This is a genomic window from Mesorhizobium sp. M1D.F.Ca.ET.231.01.1.1, assembly GCF_003999155.2.
GTDB lineage: Bacteria > Pseudomonadota > Alphaproteobacteria > Rhizobiales > Rhizobiaceae > Mesorhizobium.
The window spans coordinates 557,807-575,872 of the sequence record NZ_RZOZ02000001.1 but is presented as its reverse complement, the minus strand read 5'-3'; the positions used below and the strand labels follow the sequence as shown (position 1 = coordinate 575,872).

21 protein-coding genes and 1 tRNA gene are annotated in these 18,066 nt (G+C 64.3%); 8 read left to right on the top strand and 14 right to left on the bottom strand.

Annotated features, from left to right (window positions below):
• Positions 1–26 precede the first annotated feature (26 nt).
• The gene (locus tag EN874_RS02905; RefSeq protein WP_127423979.1) at positions 27–746 is read left to right on the top strand and encodes a DUF599 domain-containing protein; all 720 of its coding nucleotides are present in this window, start codon (positions 27–29) and stop codon (positions 744–746) included.
• Here EN874_RS02905 and EN874_RS02900 read toward each other — a convergent pair.
• The 5 genes from EN874_RS02900 to EN874_RS02880 form a co-directional block, all read right to left on the bottom strand.
• Positions 719–1,516, bottom strand: a complete 798-nt coding sequence (locus EN874_RS02900) for a YdcF family protein (protein ID WP_127423978.1) — start codon at positions 1,514–1,516, stop codon at positions 719–721. The genes EN874_RS02905 and EN874_RS02900 overlap by 28 nt on opposite strands.
• A 29-nt stretch (positions 1,517–1,545) precedes the next feature.
• On the bottom strand, positions 1,546–3,111 hold the full coding sequence (locus EN874_RS02895) for an amidase family protein (RefSeq protein WP_127423977.1): 1,566 nt from the start codon (positions 3,109–3,111) through the stop codon (positions 1,546–1,548).
• Entirely contained in the window at positions 3,111–3,569 is a 459-nt protein-coding gene (locus EN874_RS02890; RefSeq protein WP_127423976.1) for a GNAT family N-acetyltransferase, read from the bottom strand. The genes EN874_RS02895 and EN874_RS02890 overlap by 1 nt, the downstream gene beginning before the upstream one ends.
• A 6-nt stretch (positions 3,570–3,575) precedes the next feature.
• The gene (gene gatC, locus EN874_RS02885) at positions 3,576–3,863 is read right to left on the bottom strand and encodes an Asp-tRNA(Asn)/Glu-tRNA(Gln) amidotransferase subunit GatC (RefSeq protein WP_127423975.1); all 288 of its coding nucleotides are present in this window, start codon (positions 3,861–3,863) and stop codon (positions 3,576–3,578) included.
• An 83-nt stretch (positions 3,864–3,946) separates the two neighbouring features.
• A complete protein-coding gene (locus tag EN874_RS02880; RefSeq protein WP_245513422.1) occupies positions 3,947–4,786 on the bottom strand; it encodes a radical SAM protein in 840 nt (279 codons plus the stop codon).
• Between EN874_RS02880 and EN874_RS33565 the strand changes: the two genes are divergently transcribed.
• Positions 4,724–4,954 (top strand): hypothetical protein, encoded by a 231-nt coding sequence (locus tag EN874_RS33565; RefSeq protein WP_168247327.1) that lies wholly within the window; start codon positions 4,724–4,726, stop codon positions 4,952–4,954. The genes EN874_RS02880 and EN874_RS33565 overlap by 63 nt on opposite strands.
• Here EN874_RS33565 and EN874_RS02875 read toward each other — a convergent pair.
• Positions 4,951–5,658: a metal-dependent hydrolase gene (locus tag EN874_RS02875; RefSeq protein WP_127423973.1), complete on the bottom strand. Its 708-nt coding sequence runs from the start codon at positions 5,656–5,658 to the stop codon at positions 4,951–4,953. The two genes, EN874_RS33565 and EN874_RS02875, sit on opposite strands and share 4 nt — an antisense overlap.
• A gap of 103 nt (positions 5,659–5,761) precedes the next feature.
• On the opposite strand from EN874_RS02875, the gene ruvX reads away from it, so the two are divergent.
• Entirely contained in the window at positions 5,762–6,244 is a 483-nt protein-coding gene (gene ruvX / locus EN874_RS02870) for a Holliday junction resolvase RuvX (protein WP_127423972.1), read from the top strand.
• Here ruvX and EN874_RS02865 read toward each other — a convergent pair.
• From EN874_RS02865 to EN874_RS02855, 3 genes are all read right to left on the bottom strand, one after another.
• Positions 6,186–6,527, bottom strand: a complete 342-nt coding sequence (locus EN874_RS02865; RefSeq protein ID WP_127423971.1) for a DUF6105 family protein — start codon at positions 6,525–6,527, stop codon at positions 6,186–6,188. The two genes, ruvX and EN874_RS02865, sit on opposite strands and share 59 nt — an antisense overlap.
• Entirely contained in the window at positions 6,527–7,090 is a 564-nt protein-coding gene (locus EN874_RS02860) for a hypothetical protein (protein ID WP_127423970.1), read from the bottom strand. The genes EN874_RS02865 and EN874_RS02860 overlap by 1 nt, the downstream gene beginning before the upstream one ends.
• A gap of 154 nt (positions 7,091–7,244) precedes the next feature.
• A complete protein-coding gene (locus tag EN874_RS02855) occupies positions 7,245–8,873 on the bottom strand; it encodes a DNA alkylation response protein (RefSeq protein ID WP_127423969.1) in 1,629 nt (542 codons plus the stop codon).
• A 176-nt stretch (positions 8,874–9,049) separates the two neighbouring features.
• Here EN874_RS02855 and EN874_RS02850 point away from each other — a divergent pair, with 176 nt between their 5' ends.
• Genes EN874_RS02850 through EN874_RS02830 form a run of 5 tightly spaced genes read left to right on the top strand, consistent with a single transcriptional unit; the run spans position 9,050 to position 13,465 of the window.
• Entirely contained in the window at positions 9,050–10,015 is a 966-nt protein-coding gene (locus tag EN874_RS02850; protein WP_127423968.1) for an aspartate carbamoyltransferase catalytic subunit, read from the top strand.
• Positions 10,012–11,298 (top strand): dihydroorotase, encoded by a 1,287-nt coding sequence (locus EN874_RS02845; RefSeq protein ID WP_127423967.1) that lies wholly within the window; start codon positions 10,012–10,014, stop codon positions 11,296–11,298. The genes EN874_RS02850 and EN874_RS02845 overlap by 4 nt, the downstream gene beginning before the upstream one ends.
• 50 nt (positions 11,299–11,348) lie before the next feature.
• Positions 11,349–11,930: a glycerol-3-phosphate 1-O-acyltransferase PlsY gene (gene plsY, locus EN874_RS02840; protein WP_127423966.1), complete on the top strand. Its 582-nt coding sequence runs from the start codon at positions 11,349–11,351 to the stop codon at positions 11,928–11,930.
• Positions 11,927–13,063: a DNA-processing protein DprA gene (dprA, locus tag EN874_RS02835; protein WP_127423965.1), complete on the top strand. Its 1,137-nt coding sequence runs from the start codon at positions 11,927–11,929 to the stop codon at positions 13,061–13,063. Before plsY ends, dprA begins: the two co-directional genes overlap by 4 nt.
• A 51-nt stretch (positions 13,064–13,114) precedes the next feature.
• Positions 13,115–13,465: a hypothetical protein gene (locus EN874_RS02830; RefSeq protein ID WP_127424508.1), complete on the top strand. Its 351-nt coding sequence runs from the start codon at positions 13,115–13,117 to the stop codon at positions 13,463–13,465.
• Here the strand turns inward: EN874_RS02830 and EN874_RS02825 are convergent.
• The 5 genes from EN874_RS02825 to glpK all read right to left on the bottom strand — a co-directional run bounded on the left by EN874_RS02825 (position 13,462) and on the right by glpK (position 18,053).
• The gene (locus tag EN874_RS02825; protein WP_127423964.1) at positions 13,462–14,604 is read right to left on the bottom strand and encodes a hypothetical protein; all 1,143 of its coding nucleotides are present in this window, start codon (positions 14,602–14,604) and stop codon (positions 13,462–13,464) included. The two genes, EN874_RS02830 and EN874_RS02825, sit on opposite strands and share 4 nt — an antisense overlap.
• Before the next feature lie 189 nt (positions 14,605–14,793).
• Positions 14,794–15,066, bottom strand: coding sequence for a hypothetical protein (locus EN874_RS02820; protein ID WP_189394068.1), 273 nt, complete (start codon positions 15,064–15,066; stop codon positions 14,794–14,796).
• An 84-nt stretch (positions 15,067–15,150) separates the two neighbouring features.
• Positions 15,151–15,690, bottom strand: a complete 540-nt coding sequence (locus EN874_RS02815; protein WP_127423963.1) for a J domain-containing protein — start codon at positions 15,688–15,690, stop codon at positions 15,151–15,153.
• Positions 15,691–16,292: 602 nt separating this feature from the next.
• Positions 16,293–16,368: transfer RNA gene (locus tag EN874_RS02810), tRNA-Lys, on the bottom strand.
• Positions 16,369–16,559: 191 nt separating this feature from the next.
• Positions 16,560–18,053: a glycerol kinase GlpK gene (glpK, locus tag EN874_RS02805; RefSeq protein ID WP_127423962.1), complete on the bottom strand. Its 1,494-nt coding sequence runs from the start codon at positions 18,051–18,053 to the stop codon at positions 16,560–16,562.
• Between the last annotated feature and the right edge of the window lie 13 nt (positions 18,054–18,066).

Here is an 18,066-nt window from a genome sequence, read left to right as displayed (position 1 = left end):
TGCTCGGCCTGTGGTAAAAGGCATGCATGGGCGATTCCCTCCATCTTTCGGCGGCAGACCTGGCGGCGCTGGCTTTCTTCCTGGTTGTCTGGGTGCTGCATACTCTTGCCTCGGACGGCAAGCTGGTCAGCCGCGTGTCGCTGACGACGGCGATGAACGCCCAGCGCGAGGCCTGGATGCGCAACATGGCCGAGCGCGAGGTGCGCATCGTCGACACCGCCATCATGAACGGCCTGCAGCAAGGCACCGCCTTCTTCGCTTCGAGTTCGCTGATCGCGCTCGGCGGCTGCTTTGCCCTGCTCGGCGCATCCGACCGGGTTCTGACTGTGCTGGCCGACCTGCCGTTCGGCGCCGCTTCGTCGCGTGAAGCGTTCCAGACCAAGGTGTTCGGCCTGGTGCTGATCCTGGCCTTTGCCTTTTTCAAATTCGGCTGGGCCTACCGGCTGTTCAATTACTGCTCGATCCTGATTGGCGCCGTGCCGATCCCGTATGGCGAGGCCTCGCGCAACCCAGTCAGCGAAACCGCGGTCTGGCGTGCGTCGCGCATGAACGTGCTTGCCGGCAAGCACTTCAATTCCGGCCTGCGCGCCGTCTTCTTCTCGATCGGCTATCTCGGCTGGTTCATCGATCCGGTCGTGTTCGTGATCTCGACGCTGGTGCTGCTGGCGGTTCTGGTGCGCCGCCAGTTCTTCTCACACGCCCGTCAGGCAGTGCTCGGTCAGCCGCCCGGCGCCGGAAAAGGTTGATCGATCCGGCCCGACAGCCAATAGGCGAAAAGCCCGGTCCATTCGCGGATTGCCGTCGTGGTTGCCTGCAGCGAATCGGCCGGGTTGTCGCGGAATAGACCGATGCCTTCCTTGCCGGAGGTGCGGTAATCGACCGGCCAGGGAATGGTCGGGAAACCCGCCTTGTCGAACAGCGCCTTGGCGCGCGGCATATGGAAGGCGGAGGTGACCAGCAGCCAGGTCTCGCCCGGCTTCGGTTCCACCAGCCTGCGGGAGAAAACGGCATTCTCGTAAGTGTTGCGGGACTTGTTCTCGAGGATCAGGCGATCGGCCGAAACACCAAGAGCAGTCAACAGGCGCGGCGCGGTGTCCGCATCGCCCTCGCCGTCGAGGAAAAGCTCGCCATTGCCGCCCGAGACGACCACTTTCGCCTGCGGGAAGCGCCGGGCGAGGATCGCCGTCTCCACCATGCGGTCGCCGCCGCTGTTCAGTTCATAGCCGCCGCGCACGAGGTTGATGGCGCCCTCGAAGCCGCCGCCGAGCACGACGATGCCATCGATCTTCTCCGGTAGTGCGGGCTTTTGAAAGCGTTCTTCCAGCGGCGTCAGCATCATCGCGCCGACCGACGTCCAGGCCGACAGCGCCAGGATCAGGAAGGCGACCACACTGCCGGTCGCGGCCAACCGACGACGCCCGAACAGCGCCGCCAGCAGACCGGCAAGCAAAAGGAAAATCGCCAGGTTGAGCGGCTGGACGAAGAACCAGAGGATCTTGGAAAGATAGTAGAACATCCCTCCCCCCTTTCAGATGAGGGACAACGCTACCACCACTTCTCCGGCTGAAATTTGCCCGCCGCCTGCTCGATCACATGCGCGGTCTGGAACAGCGTTTCCTCATCGAATGGCCGGCCGATAAGCTGCAGGCCGAGCGGCAGGCCCTTGCCGTCGAGGCCCGCGGGCACCGAGATGCCCGGCAGGCCGGCCATGTTCACCGTCACGGTGAAGATGTCGTTGAGGTACATTTTCACCGGATCGGAGTTCATGTCCTCGTCGGCGACGCCGAAAGCGGCCGAGGGGGTCGCGGGGGTCAGGATGACGTCGACGCCGGCGGCAAAGACGTTCTCGAAGTCGCGCTTGATCAAGGTGCGCACCTTCTGCGCCTGCAGGTAGTAGGCATCGTAATAGCCGGCCGAAAGCACATAGGTGCCGATCATGATGCGGCGCTTGACCTCGCGGCCGAAGCCGGCAGCGCGCGTCTTCTCATACATCTCGACAATGTCCTTGCCGGGCACGCGGAGGCCATAGCGGACGCCGTCATAGCGCGCGAGGTTGGACGAAGCCTCGGCCGGCGCCACGATGTAATAGGCTGGCAGCGCGTATTTGGTGTGCGGCAGCGAGATGTCGACGATCTCGGCGCCGGCCTCCTTAAGCCAGGCGATGCCTTTCTGCCAGAGCGCCTCGATGTCTTCCGGCATGCCGTCGACGCGGTATTCCTTCGGGATGCCGACCTTCATGCCTTTGATCGGCTTGCCGATCACCGCTTCGTAGTCCGGCACCGGCCGATCGACCGAGGTCGTGTCCTTCGGATCGGAGGAGGCCATCGACTTCAAAAGGATCGCGGCGTCGCGCACGTCGCGCGCGATCGGCCCGGCCTGGTCGAGCGACGAAGCGAAGGCGACCACGCCCCAGCGCGAGCAGCGGCCGTAGGTCGGCTTGATGCCGACCGTGCCGGTGAAAGCGGCGGGCTGGCGGATCGAGCCGCCGGTGTCGGTCGCGGTGGCGCCGGCGCAGAGAAAGGCGGCGACGGCCGAGGCCGATCCGCCGGAGGAGCCGCCCGGCACCAACTGGGCATTGTCCAAGGTACGCGCGGTCTTGGTGCCGCCGGCCGAGACGAAGCCGCCGTCGCCCTGATGCGTCGTCGGCATCACCACCGTGTCGAGGCGCGAGCGCCGCCACGGGTTGATGACCGGGCCGTAATAGGAGGTCTCGTTGGAGGAGCCCATGGCGAACTCGTCCATGTTGAGCTTGCCGAGCATGACGGCGCCGTCGGCCCAGAGATTGGCCGTGACGGTCGATTCGTAGCGCGGCTTGAAGCCGTCCAGCACATGGCTGCAGGCCTGGGTGTGGATCCCCTCGGTGGCGAACAGGTCCTTGATGCCGAGCGGAATGCCTTCCAGCGCACCGCCCTCGCCTTTCGCGAGTTTGGCGTCGGAGGCCTTGGCCATCTCGCGCGCCTTGTCGGCGGTCACCGCAACATAGGCATTGAGCACAGGATTGGCGCGATCGATCGCCGAGAGATAGGCTTCCGTGATCTCGGCAGCGGAGATCTCCTTGCCGCGCAGCTTGGCGCGGGCCTCGGAAATGGTGAGATGTGTGAGATCGCTCATCAGGCAAGGCTCTTTTCGTAAAACACCGACCATTTGGAGTCGGGATAATCCAGCACCGGGCCGCACCGCGAAAACCCGGCGCGCTCATAGACGGTCCAGGCGGCGGGGTGGCGGTCGCCGGTCTCCAGGACCAGCCGCTTCAGCCCTTCCTGCCGCGCCAGCGCCTCGACCTGCGCGACGATTTGCGCGCCGATCTTCTGGCCGCGATGCGAAGGACGTGTGTACATGCGCTTGACCTCGCCGGTCGCGCGGTCATGCCGCTTCAGCGCGCCGCAGCCGACGGCAAGGCCACCGTCGCGGGCAATGAACACGGTCGTGTCGTGGCCGGCCATCTGCTCGACCGTCAGGTGATAGCAATGCTCCGGCGGCGTCAGTTCGAGCAGCACGGCGTTGAGGTCGGCGACCAGCGCGCGCACGTCGTCCTGCAAGGGCGTCTCGACGGCGATCTCGACGGCCATCCCGCCCTACTCCACGACCTTGGGAACGAGGAAGAAGTTCTCTTCCGTTGCCGGCGCGTTTGCGACGATGGCGGCCGCCTTGCCGCCGTCGGTGACGACATCCTGCCGCTCCTTCATCTCCATCGGCGTGACCGAGGTCATCGGCCCGACACCCGAGACGTCAACCTCGTTCAACTGCTCGACGAAGCCGAGGATGGCGTTCAACTCGCCGGTCATGCGTTCGGCATCCTCCTCGCTCACCGCAATGCGGGCAAGGTGCGCGACGCGCTTCACGGTCTGAAGATCAACGGACATGTCTATTTGCCTCGGAAAAACCAGTGCGGGCTATAGCGGCGCGGCCCTTGCGGCGCAACATCGATCATGGCGGACTTGCCGGGTCAGCCCGCGGCGCCGGCACGCGTCTTTGGCCGGCGCAACGGGACCGGCAGCTCGAAAAGCCGCGCCTTCGCCGGACACATGCCACACGCCGCCTCATCTTCCATTGCCGCAAAGACCTCGAGTTCGGCGTCGGAGCAGCCCGCGTCGAGCGGCTTATAGGCCAGGTAGCGGTCCCATTTCTCGGAAAGGCGATATTTCGCCTTTTGCATCGGCAGGTAAGCGAGCGGCGCGCATTTCCAGATTTGCCCATCCAGAAGCTGCTTGCAGTAGCGGGCTGGGCAGATTTCCCAGCTTTTGCGCGGGTCGCCGTCTTCGAACGGCGACATCGCATCGCCGAAGCCTTCATAGCGTCGAGTCCAGTTCTTGCTGGCCGGCCGGATCTTCGCGACGAGCCCGTGATCGCGCCGCCACTCTTCCAGCAGGGCGAAGACCGGCTTCAGCCGCTCCTGGTATTCGTCGGAATCATGATGCACCGAAATGATCAGTCGCGCATCCGGGTCCGCCGCCAGCACCGCCGGCAGCGATGGGTGGCGGTGCAGGAAGAAACCGTTGCTGACGATTTCTATCTGGGTTTTCGGCCAATGCCGCCGCACCAGGCCGACGAACTTGGGCAGTTGCGGATGAATGGTCGGCTCGCCGCCCAGCAACGAGAAGCGGCTCACCGAAACCCTGCCGCTCCAAAGGCCCATCCAGCGGTCGGCCTCCTCGACGGACACCGTGCCGGCATGGCCATGGTTGGAGTAGTGGGAGCAACTTTCGCAGGCCAGATTGCAGCCATGCGCGACATGCAGCTCAAGCTTCCGGAAGACCGGCTTCGGGTGCGAAAATGGTCTGATCAATCCAGAGAGCTTCAAGGCGACGCCGCGCCTTCGCAGCGACAGCCGCTGCCGTTGTCGCCGGCCTGCCCGCTCTCGTCGTCGATCAGCATCGCCGCGACCGGCACCGAAACACCAAGACTTCCTCTCAAGGCCATGGTCTTGTTCCAAATTTCTGGCCAGCCACGTTAGATCGTGACCGCTTTGCCGACCTCGGGTAGCGCCACTTTGACACCGGACCCTGCCATGCCGGCCACGAATTTGTCGGCGGTCTGATCGATAATCGGGAAGGTGCCGAAATGGCACGGAACGACGGTATCGAACCTGAAAAAGCGACGGCAGGCAAGGGCCGCCACCGCGCCGCCCATGGTGAAGCGGTCGCCGATCGGCACGATGCCGATCTTCGGTTCATGCAATTCGTTGATCAGCCCCATGTCGGAAAAGATGTCGGTGTCGCCCATGTGGTAGAGCGTCTTGTCCTGCGGGAAATGCAGCACGAGCCCGCCCGGGTTGCCGAGATAGGTGTTGGTGCCGCCCTGGCCGCCGAACGAGGAGGAATGCAGCGCCTGGACGAAGGTGGTGGTGAAGGGACCGCAATCGACGGTGCCGCCGATATTGCCGGGGTTGATCTTCTTGTCGCTGACGCCCTGGCCGACGAGATACATGCAGATCTCGAAATTGGCGACCAGCATGGCGCCGCTCTTCTTCAGCACTTCGACCGCGCCGCTGACATGGTCGCTGTGGCCATGGGTCAAGAGAACATGCGTCGCCCCTTCCGCCGGCCCCTCCCAACCGCCCGTCCAGGATGGATTGCCGACCAGATACGGGTCGATGAGGATGGTGGCGTCCTTTGTCTCGACACGGAATGCCGAATGTCCGTACCAGGTCAGTTTCATGAATGGTTCCTCGATTTTCTCGTTGTCAAAGGATAGAACGCCGAGGGCAAATTGAAAGTCCCGCGGCCGATCAAAACGCGCGGCGAAAGACCGGGGAGAGCTGTTGAGCATCATCGGCGTTGAGGAATTGCCGGCACGGCTCGCCGGTGGCCGCACGCTCGCCGGCCTCGATCTGGGCGACAAGACGATCGGCGTGGCGGTGTCGGACCGCGGCCTGTCCTTTGCCCACCCGCGCCCGGTCATCCTGCGCAAGAAGTTCTCAGCTGATGCCGCTCAGTTGCTGGCTCAGCTCGCGAAGGACAATGTCGGGGCGATCGTGCTTGGCCTTCCCGTCAATATGGACGGATCGGAAGGTCCGCGTGCCCAGAAATCCCGCGCCTTCGCGCGCAACATGGCTGCCCTGTCGGATCTGCCCTTTGTGCTGTGGGACGAGCGGCTGTCCACGGTCGCCGCGGAACGGACGCTGATCGAGATGGATTTCTCGCGCAAGAAGCGCGCCGGCAAGATCGATTCGGCGGCGGCGGCCTTTATTCTGCAGGGAGCCCTGGACCGGCTTCAGTCGCTCGGCCGAGCCGGTCCGGACTGACCGAGCCTTCCCGGCGCTGCCTGATCCATTCGGCGATCTGGCGCCGGCGGCGGAATGCCACCAGTCCGAGCAGCAGGAAACTGTCGAACACGCAGGCCCGCGCGACCATGCCCGGGATGATCGCCGGATCGATGCCGAGCATCTGGCCGTAAAGCTGGAAGACTAGGTCGTGCAGCTGGCGGCTCAGCATCACGTAGCCGAAATTGATGTCGTTGAGCGACAGGAAGAACCAGCCCCAGAACAGGACCAGCGGAGCCGCCCAGAATGCGAACAAGGCGCGCATCAGCGGCGACCTCCGGGTCTGCTTTCCGGGCGGCTGGAGATGCGGGACAAGAGCGAGCTGTGCGCCACCCCCGTCGCCATGCGATGGGAAACCAGGCGGACTTCGCTGTCATGCAAGGCCGTCGCGGTGGCCAGAGCCGAGCGTCGCTCGGCGAGCACCGCGACATAGGAGGCAAGCAGCGCCGTCATCTGGATGGCGACCACCATGAACAGCCCGTTGATGCCTTGCGCGGCGCCGCCGACAAGGATGATCGACAGCAGGAAGGAGGCCGAGATGAAGGCGATCCGCACCACCGCGTCGCCGGCATCGGGCCTTGTCGCGATGTTGAGCAGCGTTTCGATGAAAGCCCAGCAGAAGAGCAGCGCGACGATCAGCAGCGCGATCGCGAGCGGCGCCACCACGACGGTGTGCTCGAGATCCGGGAAACGGCTGCCTTGCACCGACACGCCGAGCACGCCGAGCGCCGAAGCGATGCCGCGGTTCCCATCCATGCAGATGTAGGCCAGCAGGGCGAAAACGACCGCCCAGTGCAAGGCCAGAAATGATGTCAACACGTGCCGCATGCGCTTCCTGCCTGGCGGAGCACGGGAACTCATGGTTAACATTTCCCTACTCCGGTGACCAGAGTGGGCTCTCCCGCGGCCGCCCGCAATTGAAACTATTTGTTAAGGTTAACGACTGTCCACAGGCCGGCGATGGACCGTGTTCCGGGCCACTTCAAGTCAGCGGCGGATAGAGCGTATCGATGATCATGCGCGCGTCATGGCGCGAATCGAGCATGCCGTAGGTGGTGCGCCATTGGCCGCCGAGCCGTGTTTCGACGAAGGCGTCGGCAATCCGCCCTGCCCCGAGCCGGCGCAGTTCCGCTGCCGCCGCCGACAGCGCGAGTTGCTCGGTCAGCAGCCGCGCCGAGCCCTCGTCGGTCGAAGCCACCTGCATGGCCGCCTTGAGCACGCCGATGGTGCCGCGGCCGCCGGTGCCGAGGTCGCGGTCGATGCCGGCCAGCACCTCCTCGAACAGGCCGGGCGCGCGGCCGAGCACGCGCAGCACGTCCAGCGCCATGACATTGCCCGAGCCTTCCCAGATGGCGTTGACCGGAGCCTCGCGATAGTAACGGGCAAGTGGCGCTTCCTCGACATAGCCGTTGCCGCCAAGGCACTCCATCGCCTCGTAAAGCAGTTGCGGCGCGATCTTGCACACCCAGTATTTGACCACCGGCGTCATGGCGCGGGCGAAGGCCGCCTCGCCGCGATCGCTCGCCGCCTCGTCGAAGGAGCGCGCCAGCCGGAACGACAGCGCCGTCGCGGCAGCGACGTCCAGCGCCATGTCGGCGAGCACCCGCTGCATCAGCGGCTGATCGATAAGATTGGCGCCGAACACCTGGCGGTGGCGCGTGTGGTGGACGGCTTCGGCAAGCCCCGCCCGCATGATCGCCGAGGAGGCGACGGCGCAGTCGAGCCGGGTCAGCGTGACCATGTCCATGATCGTCTTTATGCCGGCGCCCGGCTCGCCGACCATCTCGCCTATGGCGTTGGCGAACTCGACTTCCGACGAGGCGTTGGAGCGGTTTCCGAGCTTGTCCTTCAGGCGCTGGAAGCGGAAGCCATTGCTCGAGCCGTCCCCGAGGATGCGCGGGACGAGGAAGCAGGAAAGCCCCTCCGGCGCTTGGGCCAGCGCCAGGAAGGCGTCGGACATCGGCGCCGACATGAACCATTTGTGCCCGGTCAGCCGGTAGAAGCCGCTTCCCGTGCGCTCCGCCCTGGTGATGTTGGCGCGCACGTCGGTGCCGCCTTGCTTCTCGGTCATGCCCATGCCGAGGGTCAGCCCGGTCTTTTGCACCGGCGGCTTCTGGCTCTGGTCGTATTTGCGCGTCGTCACGCGCGGCGCCCATTCGCGGAACAGTTTCGGGCTTGCCATCAGCGCCGCCAGCGAAGCGCTGGTCATGGTGATGGGGCAAAGATGCCCGGTCTCGAGCTCGGCGGTCAGATAGAAGCGCGCCGCCCGCACCTGGTGCCGGCGGCCGATCTCGGCATCGCCGTTTTCCCAGACGGAGGAATGCAAGCCGCCGGCAATCGAGCGTCGCATGAGCGCATGATAGGCGGGATGAAACTCTACCAGGTCGATGCGCCGGCCCTGGCGGTCATGCGTCCTGAGCTTCGGCGTGTCGGTGTTGGCGAGGCGGGCAAGCTCTTGCGCCTCCTGGGTCATGACGAACCGGCCGAGCCCGTCCAGATCCTTGCGCACCGGATCGGAAAAACGCTCGGCAAGCTGGATGAGCAACGGATCGCCCCGCCATGCGTTGCCGCCCGTCAGCGGCGGCGGCTGGTTGATCACGTCGTCGGTCACGCCCAATCCTTCAATTGGCAGAAAAGCCTTTACCTGTCTGAAGGCTGCGGTCGCGAATCCGAAGCCATCGCAGGGTTATAGCCCAAGCCACGCAACGAAAATACCGGGGAGAACGCCCGCAATCCGAAGCTGGCGCTTGCGGCTTTTCAGACCGCACCCTATAGCAGCGCCTTGAGATGACCGACGCTTCGTCCCTGCCGCTTTTCCCGCACCGCCATCTTCTGGGCATCCGCGATCTTTCCCCGGTCGAAATCGAGCTGCTGCTCGATCGCGCCGACCAGGCCGTGGCGATCTCGCGGCAATCCGAAAAGAAGACTTCGACGCTGCGTGGCCGGACGCAAATCAACCTCTTCTACGAGGCCTCGACCCGCACGCAATCGTCCTTCGAGCTCGCGGGCAAACGGCTCGGCGCCGACGTCATGAACATGTCCGTGGCGAGCTCTTCGGTGAAGAAGGGCGAGACGCTGATCGACACCGCCATGACGCTCAACGCCATGCGGCCGGATATCCTGATCATCCGCCACCAGTCGGCGGGCGCGGCAGCGCTTCTGGCGCAGAAGGTTGGTTGCTCGGTGGTCAATGCCGGCGACGGCGCGCATGAGCATCCCACGCAGGCGCTGCTCGACGCGCTCACCATCCGCCGCGCCAAGGGGCCGCTGTCGAAGCTGATCGTGGCGATCTGTGGCGACATCCTGCATTCGCGCGTCGCCCGCTCCAACATCATGCTCTTGAACGCGCTCGGCGCGCAGGTGCGCGTCGTCGCGCCCTCGACGCTGCTGCCGGCGGGCATCGACAGGATGGGCGTGATCGTGTCGCGCTCGATGGCCGAAGGCTTGAAGGATGCCGACGTGGTGATGATGCTGCGCCTACAGCGCGAGCGCATGGAAGGCGCCTTCGTGCCCTCGACCCGCGAATATTTCCGCTATTTCGGCCTCGACGCGGAAAAGCTGAAAGCGGCCAAGGAGGATGCGCTGGTCATGCATCCCGGGCCGATGAACCGCGGCGTGGAAATCGCCTCGGAAATCGCCGACGGACCGCAGAGCGTCATCCAGGAACAGGTCGAGATGGGCGTCGCCGTGCGCATGGCGGTCATGGAAGCGCTGCTCGATCCGCGTCGTAACCATGAGGGACGCGGCGCATGAGCGTGACGGTCTTCAGCAGGGCCCACATCGTCGACCCGTCGCGTGGCGTCGATGAGGTCGGCACCGTCATCGTCGACGGGAAGAAGATCGCCGCCGCCGGCAAGGCGGCGCTGAACCAGGGCGCCCCCGAGGGCGCCGTCGTCATCGACTGCGCCGGCAAGACGGTGATTCCAGGCCTCGTCGACGCCCGCGTCTTCATCGGCGAACCCGGCGGCGAGCATCGCGAGACGATCGCCTCGGCAAGCGTCGCGGCTGCGGCCGGCGGCGTCACCTCCCTCGTCATGATGCCCGACACCAATCCGGTGATTGATAACGTCGCCCTGGTTGAATTCGTGCTGCGCACGGCAAGGGACACGGCGAGCGTCAACATTTTTCCGGCGGCGGCGGTCACCAAAGGGCTGGAAGGCCGCGAGATGACCGAGTTCGGCCTGCTGCGCGAGGCCGGCGCCGTGGCCTTCACCGACGGACGCCACACGATCGCCAACGCGCTGGTGATGCGCCGTGCGCTGACCTACGCGCGCGATTTCGGCGGCGTGATCGCGCATGAAACCCAGGATGCCGACCTCGCCTCCGCAGGCGTGATGAACGAGGGCCTTTATGCGAGCTGGCTCGGCCTTGCCGGCATCCCGCGCGAGGCCGAGATCATCCCGCTGGAGCGCGACCTGGCCCTGGCGCGGCTGACGGGCGGCACCTATCACGCAGCCAAGATCTCGACGGCGATGGCGGCCAATGCGGTGAGCCGGGCGAAAGCCGACGGCGCCAATGTCACGGCGGGTGTGGCCATCCACAACCTGTCGCTCAACGAGAACGACGTCGGCGAATACCGCACCTTCTTCCGGCTGACCCCGCCCTTGCGAGCTGAGGACGACCGGCTGGCGATGATCGAGGCGATCAAGGATGGCACGATCGACCTCATCGTCTCGTCGCACGACCCGCAGGATGTCGACACCAAACGCCTGCCTTTCGCCGATGCCGCAGCCGGCGCGATCGGGCTGGAGACGCTGCTTGGCGCCGCACTGCGGCTCTATCACAATGGCGATTTGCCGCTGCTCAGGCTGATCGAGACGCTCTCGACCGCGCCGGCAAAGCTGTTTGGCCTGCCAGGCGGCACGCTGAAGCCCGGCGCTGCGGCGGACCTCGCCGTGGTCGATCTCGACGAGCCCTGGATCGTCAGCGAGAGCGGCCTGCGCTCGCGCTCGAAGAACACATGCTTCGAGGGCGCACGCCTGCAGGGCAAGGTCTTGCAAACGATGGTGGCGGGCCGCACAGTGTTCTCGGCCTGAGCGTCCGTCGACAAGCACCGGCTCGACTGGCATAAATAAGCGGGGGAACAATGGGTTACGGGCTCGCACTGATCTTCGGCTACCTGCTTGGCTCGATCCCGTTCGGGCTCTTGATCACCCGCGCGGCCGGCCTCGGCGACGTGCGCCAGATCGGCTCCGGCAATATCGGCGCAACCAATGTGCTGCGCACCGGCAACAAGGGCCTCGCCGCGGCAACGCTTCTGCTCGATGCGCTGAAAGGCACGGCGGCCGTGCTGATCGCAGGCCATTTCGCGCCGGAACTGGCGCTCGCAGCAGGTTTCGGCGCCTTCCTGGGCCATCTCTTCCCGGTCTGGCTCGGCTTCAAGGGCGGCAAGGGCGTCGCCACCTATCTCGGCGTGCTGCTCGGCCTTGCCTGGCAAGGCATGCTTGTCTTCGCCGTCGTCTGGCTCGCCATGGCGTTCCTGTTCCGTTATTCATCGCTGGCGGCGCTGGTGGCGGCGGTCGTGGTGCCGATCGCGCTCTATTTCATTAGCACACCGCAGATCGCCGGGCTGTTCGCGGTGATGAGCCTGATCGTCTTCATCAAGCACCGCGCCAACATCTCGCGTCTGCTCGCCGGCACCGAGGGCAAGATCGGGGCCAAAGGATGAGCGCGCCCGCCGCCGGCCCGCGCCTCAGCGACCGGCAGCGGCTTGCCTGGCTCCGCTTGATCCGCACGCCGAATGTCGGCCCGGCCTCTTTTCGCGAACTGATCAACCGCTTCGGCTCGGCCGAGGCCGCGCTCGAAATGCTTCCCGAACTGATGATTTCGGGAGGCGCCAGCCGCATCGTCCGCATCCCGACGGTCGCCGAAGCTGAAGCAGAGCTGGAAGCGGCCCGCCGCGCCGGCGCCCGTTTCGTCGGCATCGGCGAGGCCGACTATCCGTCCATGCTGAAGACCATGGACAACCCGCCGCCGCTGCTGGCGGTAAAAGGCGAAGGCGCGGCGTTTCGCCTGCCGGCGGTGGCGATCGTCGGCGCCCGCAATGCCTCGCTCGCCGGCATCAAGATGGCGCGCATGCTGGCGGCGGATCTCGGCCGCGAGGGTTATGGCATCGTCTCTGGCCTGGCGCGCGGCATCGACACGGCGGCGCACCAGGGCAGTATCTCGACCGGCACGGTGGGCGTGCTGGCCGGCGGCCTCGATGTCCCCTACCCGCCGGAAAACGCCGGCCTGTGCGACGACATCGCCGAGCGCGGCGGCGCCATTGTCTCGGAGATGCCGTTCGGCTGGCAGCCGCGCGCGCAGGATTTCCCACGCCGCAACCGGCTGGTCGCCGGCATGGCGCTGGGCCTGGTCGTGGTCGAAGCGGCGCAGCGCTCCGGCTCGCTGATCAGCGCCCGCCTTGCCAACGAAATGGGCCGGCTGGTTTTCGCCGTGCCGGGCTCACCGCTCGACCCGCGTGCCGCCGGCTCCAACGCCCTGCTCAAGGACGGCGCCTCGCTCGTCACCGAAGCGGCCGACATTCTCGGCGCTTTGGCGCCTCTCGCCGGTGTCCGCGCGCCTCGCGGCACACCGCTGGCCGAGGCGCCAGATCTGTCGGCACTGCCGCCGCCCGGCGAGAACGAGCGCGCCGACGTGCTGGAGGCGCTCGGCTCGACACCGGTAGCGGTCGACGAGATCATCCGCCATACCGGCTTGAGCGCCGCGCAGGTGTCGATGGTGCTCCTGGAACTCGACCTCGCCGGCAAGATCGAGCGTCACGCCGGCGGCAATGTTTCGCTGGTTTTCGGAGAGGCTTGATCTTTGAAGCCTGTCGCCGGCGAGCAGTCGAAGCAAACACGGATCACGCGCATGGCTGCTCTTGCCTGGGCGGGCTTGAGTGTCGTGCTGGCCCTGCAATGGTCCATGGACCTCAGCATGGTGGGTTTTCCAGATGGCTACATAACCCCCTTTGCCAAAGCCACGAGCCCGCTTCTGGGGATTCTGACGGCGGCTTGCATGGCTCAGGGTCTCTACTTCCTGTTCGCTGGGCTGTTCGGCAGGACGATCACCCTGATCGGGCTCAGCCTGCAAATCCTGATCGCCGCGATCCTCACAATGGCGCCTGTGTTCATTGTAAAGGATTGCCCGCATTCCGAGACATGCAGCGCGGTTTACGAGGCGCTCACCAACACGATGATGGACGATGGGGCGGGCGGCTAACGGAACAGGTATTTGGACACTTCCGGGTTGCCGCGGCGCCACATCACATTGTCCAGGAAGTAATGGTGGACGTTGATGAATATCAGCACGATGAAGAAGAACAGCGATGAACCGAGGACTTGCCTGTCGTAGGGGATCAAGGCAGTCAGCACGAACGGGATCAGCCAGAAACCGAGATAGCCGAGCGCGCCGCCGCCGACGATGAATCCGAGGACACGAAGCCGGTAGAGAGGGCCGAGAAACGACAGGGTCTTTGGTTGCGGATCCTTTCCGGCATCCTGACCGTCACGCTCGACGTTGGTCTGATAGCGCCAGACCACCGCAAGATACTGGAGCGAGTGGAGCGCGGGCACCACAAGCAGCCAGAGCGGGTTTATCCTCGCGATCAGAATCCAGAGGTAGAGCGATGCGACATAGGCCACGATGCCGTTATACGGCAGGGCGCGGCCGTTCTTTCGCCAGCGATTGATCAGCATCAGGACTGTGACCGCCGTCGAGGCAACGGCCGCCAGTAGGGCAATGTTGGCGATCCAGGAAGGGGCCGCGAATGTATAATATTCCAGGCCGTAATATTTTCCTTGCGTCACCGCCGTGTTCGTCTGCAGCCATGCCAGGATCCACACCGCATAGCTGTTGACCAGCAGCACCCTCTTGTCCCGATCGTCGAAGAACTTGCGCTTCAGCACGGCGTCCACCATCAGCATGCCGTAGCCTTGCTTGACGTAGTGCCAGCCCACGAAGAAGAACATCGCGTTGGCCGCATATCCAAGCAGGCGGGTGTTCGCCGTGGCCGCGCCATAGGCAAAAAACGCGCCCATGATCACGGGAACGACGATGCCGGCGAAAATGTAGCGGAGCTGCAGGCTCCTGTCGTAGCCCTTGCCGCTCAGCTTGCGCCCGAAATTGCGGTAGAAAATCTGGTACGAGTGGGCGAAATGGGGATAGTTCACAAGGTAGGCCACGACCACCATGGTTGCCGCGACGAGCCCCTCGTATTCGAGCGGCACCAAAAGCAGAATTGGCAGGATCAGGAACGCACCACCGCCGAGCATGAGGAAGTCGGCGACCGGGCCGAAGAGATATTTGCCGGGTGCCGCCGCTTTAGTGGCTGAAGCATCCACCGAAAGGTCAAGTGCCATGGTCGAGCTCTCCTTCGGGAAAGTCGACCTTAGCCACCACCCTGCCTGGCGGCAAGGTTGGGTGCTTCATCTTGTGCCGACGCCCCCGCTAGTGCGTTTCACCGTTTCACGGAAACGGCGGAACGCTTTATCTCCTTGTTTTTATGCAATTCCGGACGGAAAACCGCTCACACTTTTCCTGGAATTGCTCTAGATGGACAGTTGGACGCGTTTCGGCGACTGCAGTTCGCGCCCCATCTTTGCCGCCTGGAAGACGGTTATCAAGACCAGCACCGGCTCGCCGTCGGTAGGATTGATCCTAAGGGCCACGCGGCCAAGCTCGTCGCTCATGGCGCAGGTCCAGTCTTTGACTGCGATCACCTTTTTCTCGGACAATTTTCCCTCCCCTTTGCCGCCCATGCCCGCCCCCAGCGGGTATTGCGCGGGCCGCCGGTTATGCCGGGCCACCGGATGACCTGCCACTAGCCAACCATGGCTCCTGCTCCATCCAGGCACAAGTGACTCTAATGCCTCGGCCGACGGCCGAGGAAGCTTGCTGATATCCCCTCAGTCCGCATGGTCCAGCAGCCTGGTCACCGGGACGTTACGACGATGTTCGGAATTGGCGCGATCGATGCCGTCCACGGTGATCGCGAACATTCCGTTTTCGATTCTTGCTATCCAGCCCTTTGCCTTGAGATACCAGAGATGAAACTCCAGATGTTCTCGCGGGCAGCCTGACAAGCGTTCGAGCTCTTCATCGCCGATGCCGGGATTGTTGACGTCCTGCCGACGTTTTACATAGAGAAGCGACAGCAGCTTGGCTTGAATGACGATGTCCCGTTCAAGCCCTTTGGCGTCGTTGGCTTCCTCCGTCAGCTCGCGGCGGAGGCTCAAATGGTCTCTATACTGAACATCGTATTGCGCGCGCTTGACCGGATCCTTGAGCGTATTGTGGGCTTCCACGATTTCGCTGAAGCGCGTTTCATTGCCGGTATCCCGATTGTCGGGATGGTAGCGCATGGCGAAATAACGAAATATCCGTTCGATCGTCTCCGAATTCGCGTTCGGGCTGATTTCAAGAAGCTCGTAGTAATCGATGAACATAGTGGTGCTTCTTCCACGGAATCGATATTGCGAACACCACTCCCCTTGGACAACATCGCGCAACCGTTCCGCCCATGCAAGCCGGCTTCTCCACAAGCGCCGGCCCGGCGCCTTCATCTCCCGCCATTGGGCGGGAACTTGGCTACATCAGTCGGTCATCACCGGCTGCCGAAGGCGATAGACTTGCCGGCGACGATGCTGGCGGGCTGGACGAGGAGCCACGCTACAGGATGTAAGTGATCATGCGGCGCTTCTCGATTTGGCATGGTGCTTGGTCAAGAGCCCGGCTTGCTTTGGGGTGGATTGAGGTTCGCAAGCCGGGCTGTGCGCCGACTGATGGGCGGGGGGCTTGGGGTTATCAGCCGGCACGCAGCAAAGTGCCTGAATCGCAAGCAGGCCCACAATCGGCTGAAGTCCGTCCTTCCAACGGCATTGGTCCGAGCAAACGAGAGATATAGCCCCCTATTCCGTTGGGGCAGCGACCCATTGCGCTGGTAGAAGGCAAGAAATGCAACGGCGAAATCGAGTGCCCGGGCATTGGACGCCGGCATCGTATAAACCGCGCGATCTCTGACAAGCCATTGAATGTTTTGGAAAAATCTTGGTGAGCGCGATGGGATTCGAACCCATGACCTACTGATTAAAAGTCAGTTGCTCTACCGGCTGAGCTACGCGCTCCCGCGGGCTCAAAACGCCGCCCTCGAAATTGCGCGGAACATAGGGAGAGTGCCGCGGCCGGTCAACCGGAAAAAGATGGTCCGCAGGTCGAGCCTTTCCGCTTACCGGCAAGGCGTTTGCTTGCCGCTTCCCCATCTGGGAAGCGTCGGAAATTGCCTTTGCCGTTGCTGCCCGAGCGTCGAAATGGTTCCTTATCGCACACTCAGCGTTCGGCGCACGGCATCGCGCCAGCCCGCGAGCTTCGCCGAGCGGGTGCCTGCGTCCATGTCCGGCTTGAAGCGGCGGTCGAGCGCCCAGGTCTTGGCGAAGTCCTTCGCCTTCGGCCACACGCCGGCTTTCGATCCGGCAAGCCATGCGGCACCGAGCGCGGTCGTCTCCAGGATGGTCGGCCGGTCGACCGGCGCGTCGAGTATGTCGGCCAGCCGCTGCATGGTCCAGTCGGAGGCGACCATGCCGCCATCGACCCGAAGCACGGTCTTGGCGGAGGCGCCCTTCCAGTCCTTGCGCATGGCGTCGAGCAGGTCGCGGGTCTGGAAGGCGACGGATTCGAGCGCTGCGCGGGCGAACTCCGCGGGTCCCGAATTGCGTGTCAGGCCGAAGATGGCGCCGCGCGCCTCGGCGTCCCAATGCGGCGCGCCGAGGCCGACGAAGGCCGGCACCAGATAGACATTCTGCGCCGGATCGGCGGCTGCCGCGAGCGCGCCGCTCTGCTCGGCCTTGCCGATCACCTTGATGCCGTCGCGCAGCCACTGCACGGCGGCACCCGCGATGAAGATCGATCCTTCCAGCGCATAGGTGGTCTTGCCGTTCAGCCTGTAGGCGATTGTGGTCAAGAGCCGGTTCTTCGAGCGCACCAGGTCGGCGCCGGTGTTGAGCAGCGCGAAGCAGCCGGTGCCATAGGTCGATTTCATCATGCCGGGCTCGAAACAGGCCTGGCCGATGGTCGCCGCATGCTGGTCGCCGGCGACGCCGAGGATTCTTATCTCGGCGCCGAACAGGCCATTCTCGGTCACGCCATAGTTATCGGCGCAGTCCTTCACCTCGGGCAGCAGCGCGGCCGGGATGCGCAGGATCGACAGCAGCTCGTCGTCCCAGACATTCTTCTCGATGTTGTAGACCAGCGTGCGCGAGGCGTTGGTGGCGTCGGTGGCGTGAACCTTGCCGCCGGTCAGCCGCCAGATGAGAAAACTGTCGATGGTGCCGGCGAGCAATTCGCCCTTCTCGGCGCGCTTCCTGGCGCCTTTCACCTTGTCCAGCATCCAGGCGATCTTGGTGCCGGAGAAATAGGGATCGAGCAGCAGGCCGGTCTTGCGCGTGAACTTTTTCTCCAGGCCCTGCTGCTTCAATTTCTGGCAAAGCGGCGCCGTGCGCCTGTCCTGCCATACGATGGCATTGTGGATCGGCTTGCCTGTCGCCTTGTCCCAGATGACGACTGTCTCGCGCTGGTTGGTGATGCCGATCGCCGCCACATCCGAGGCATTGCTGCCGGCCGTCTTCAGCGCGGCCTTCACCGTCGCCACCACGCTTGCCCAGATCTCCTCCGGATCGTGCTCGACCCAGCCGGAGGCCGGATAGTGCTGGGTGAATTCCTGCTGGCCGGTGCCGGCGACTTTCATCTTGTCGTCGAAAAGGATCGCCCTGGTCGAGGTCGTTCCCTGGTCGATGGCCAGCACAAAACCGCTCATTCCCTTCCCTCCA

Excerpts from the sequence above, each read along its gene's own strand:
- EN874_RS02905 (WP_127423979.1), top strand. The coding sequence starts at position 27 with ATGGGCGATTCCCTCCATCTTTCGGCGGCAGACCTGGCGGCGCTGGCT.
- EN874_RS02900 (WP_127423978.1), bottom strand. The coding sequence starts at position 1,516 with ATGTTCTACTATCTTTCCAAGATCCTCTGGTTCTTCGTCCAGCCGCTC.
- EN874_RS02895 (WP_127423977.1), bottom strand. The coding sequence starts at position 3,111 with ATGAGCGATCTCACACATCTCACCATTTCCGAGGCCCGCGCCAAGCTG.
- EN874_RS02890 (WP_127423976.1), bottom strand. The coding sequence starts at position 3,569 with ATGGCCGTCGAGATCGCCGTCGAGACGCCCTTGCAGGACGACGTGCGC.
- gatC (WP_127423975.1), bottom strand. The coding sequence starts at position 3,863 with ATGTCCGTTGATCTTCAGACCGTGAAGCGCGTCGCGCACCTTGCCCGC.
- EN874_RS33565 (WP_168247327.1), top strand. The coding sequence starts at position 4,724 with ATGCGCGACATGCAGCTCAAGCTTCCGGAAGACCGGCTTCGGGTGCGA.
- EN874_RS02875 (WP_127423973.1), bottom strand. The coding sequence starts at position 5,658 with ATGAAACTGACCTGGTACGGACATTCGGCATTCCGTGTCGAGACAAAG.
- EN874_RS02865 (WP_127423971.1), bottom strand. The coding sequence starts at position 6,527 with ATGCGCGCCTTGTTCGCATTCTGGGCGGCTCCGCTGGTCCTGTTCTGG.
- EN874_RS02860 (WP_127423970.1), bottom strand. The coding sequence starts at position 7,090 with ATGCGGCACGTGTTGACATCATTTCTGGCCTTGCACTGGGCGGTCGTT.
- EN874_RS02850 (WP_127423968.1), top strand. The coding sequence starts at position 9,050 with ATGACCGACGCTTCGTCCCTGCCGCTTTTCCCGCACCGCCATCTTCTG.
- EN874_RS02845 (WP_127423967.1), top strand. The coding sequence starts at position 10,012 with ATGAGCGTGACGGTCTTCAGCAGGGCCCACATCGTCGACCCGTCGCGT.
- plsY (WP_127423966.1), top strand. The coding sequence starts at position 11,349 with ATGGGTTACGGGCTCGCACTGATCTTCGGCTACCTGCTTGGCTCGATC.
- dprA (WP_127423965.1), top strand. The coding sequence starts at position 11,927 with ATGAGCGCGCCCGCCGCCGGCCCGCGCCTCAGCGACCGGCAGCGGCTT.
- EN874_RS02830 (WP_127424508.1), top strand. The coding sequence starts at position 13,115 with ATGGCTGCTCTTGCCTGGGCGGGCTTGAGTGTCGTGCTGGCCCTGCAA.
- EN874_RS02825 (WP_127423964.1), bottom strand. The coding sequence starts at position 14,604 with ATGGCACTTGACCTTTCGGTGGATGCTTCAGCCACTAAAGCGGCGGCA.
- EN874_RS02815 (WP_127423963.1), bottom strand. The coding sequence starts at position 15,690 with ATGTTCATCGATTACTACGAGCTTCTTGAAATCAGCCCGAACGCGAAT.
- glpK (WP_127423962.1), bottom strand. The coding sequence starts at position 18,053 with ATGAGCGGTTTTGTGCTGGCCATCGACCAGGGAACGACCTCGACCAGG.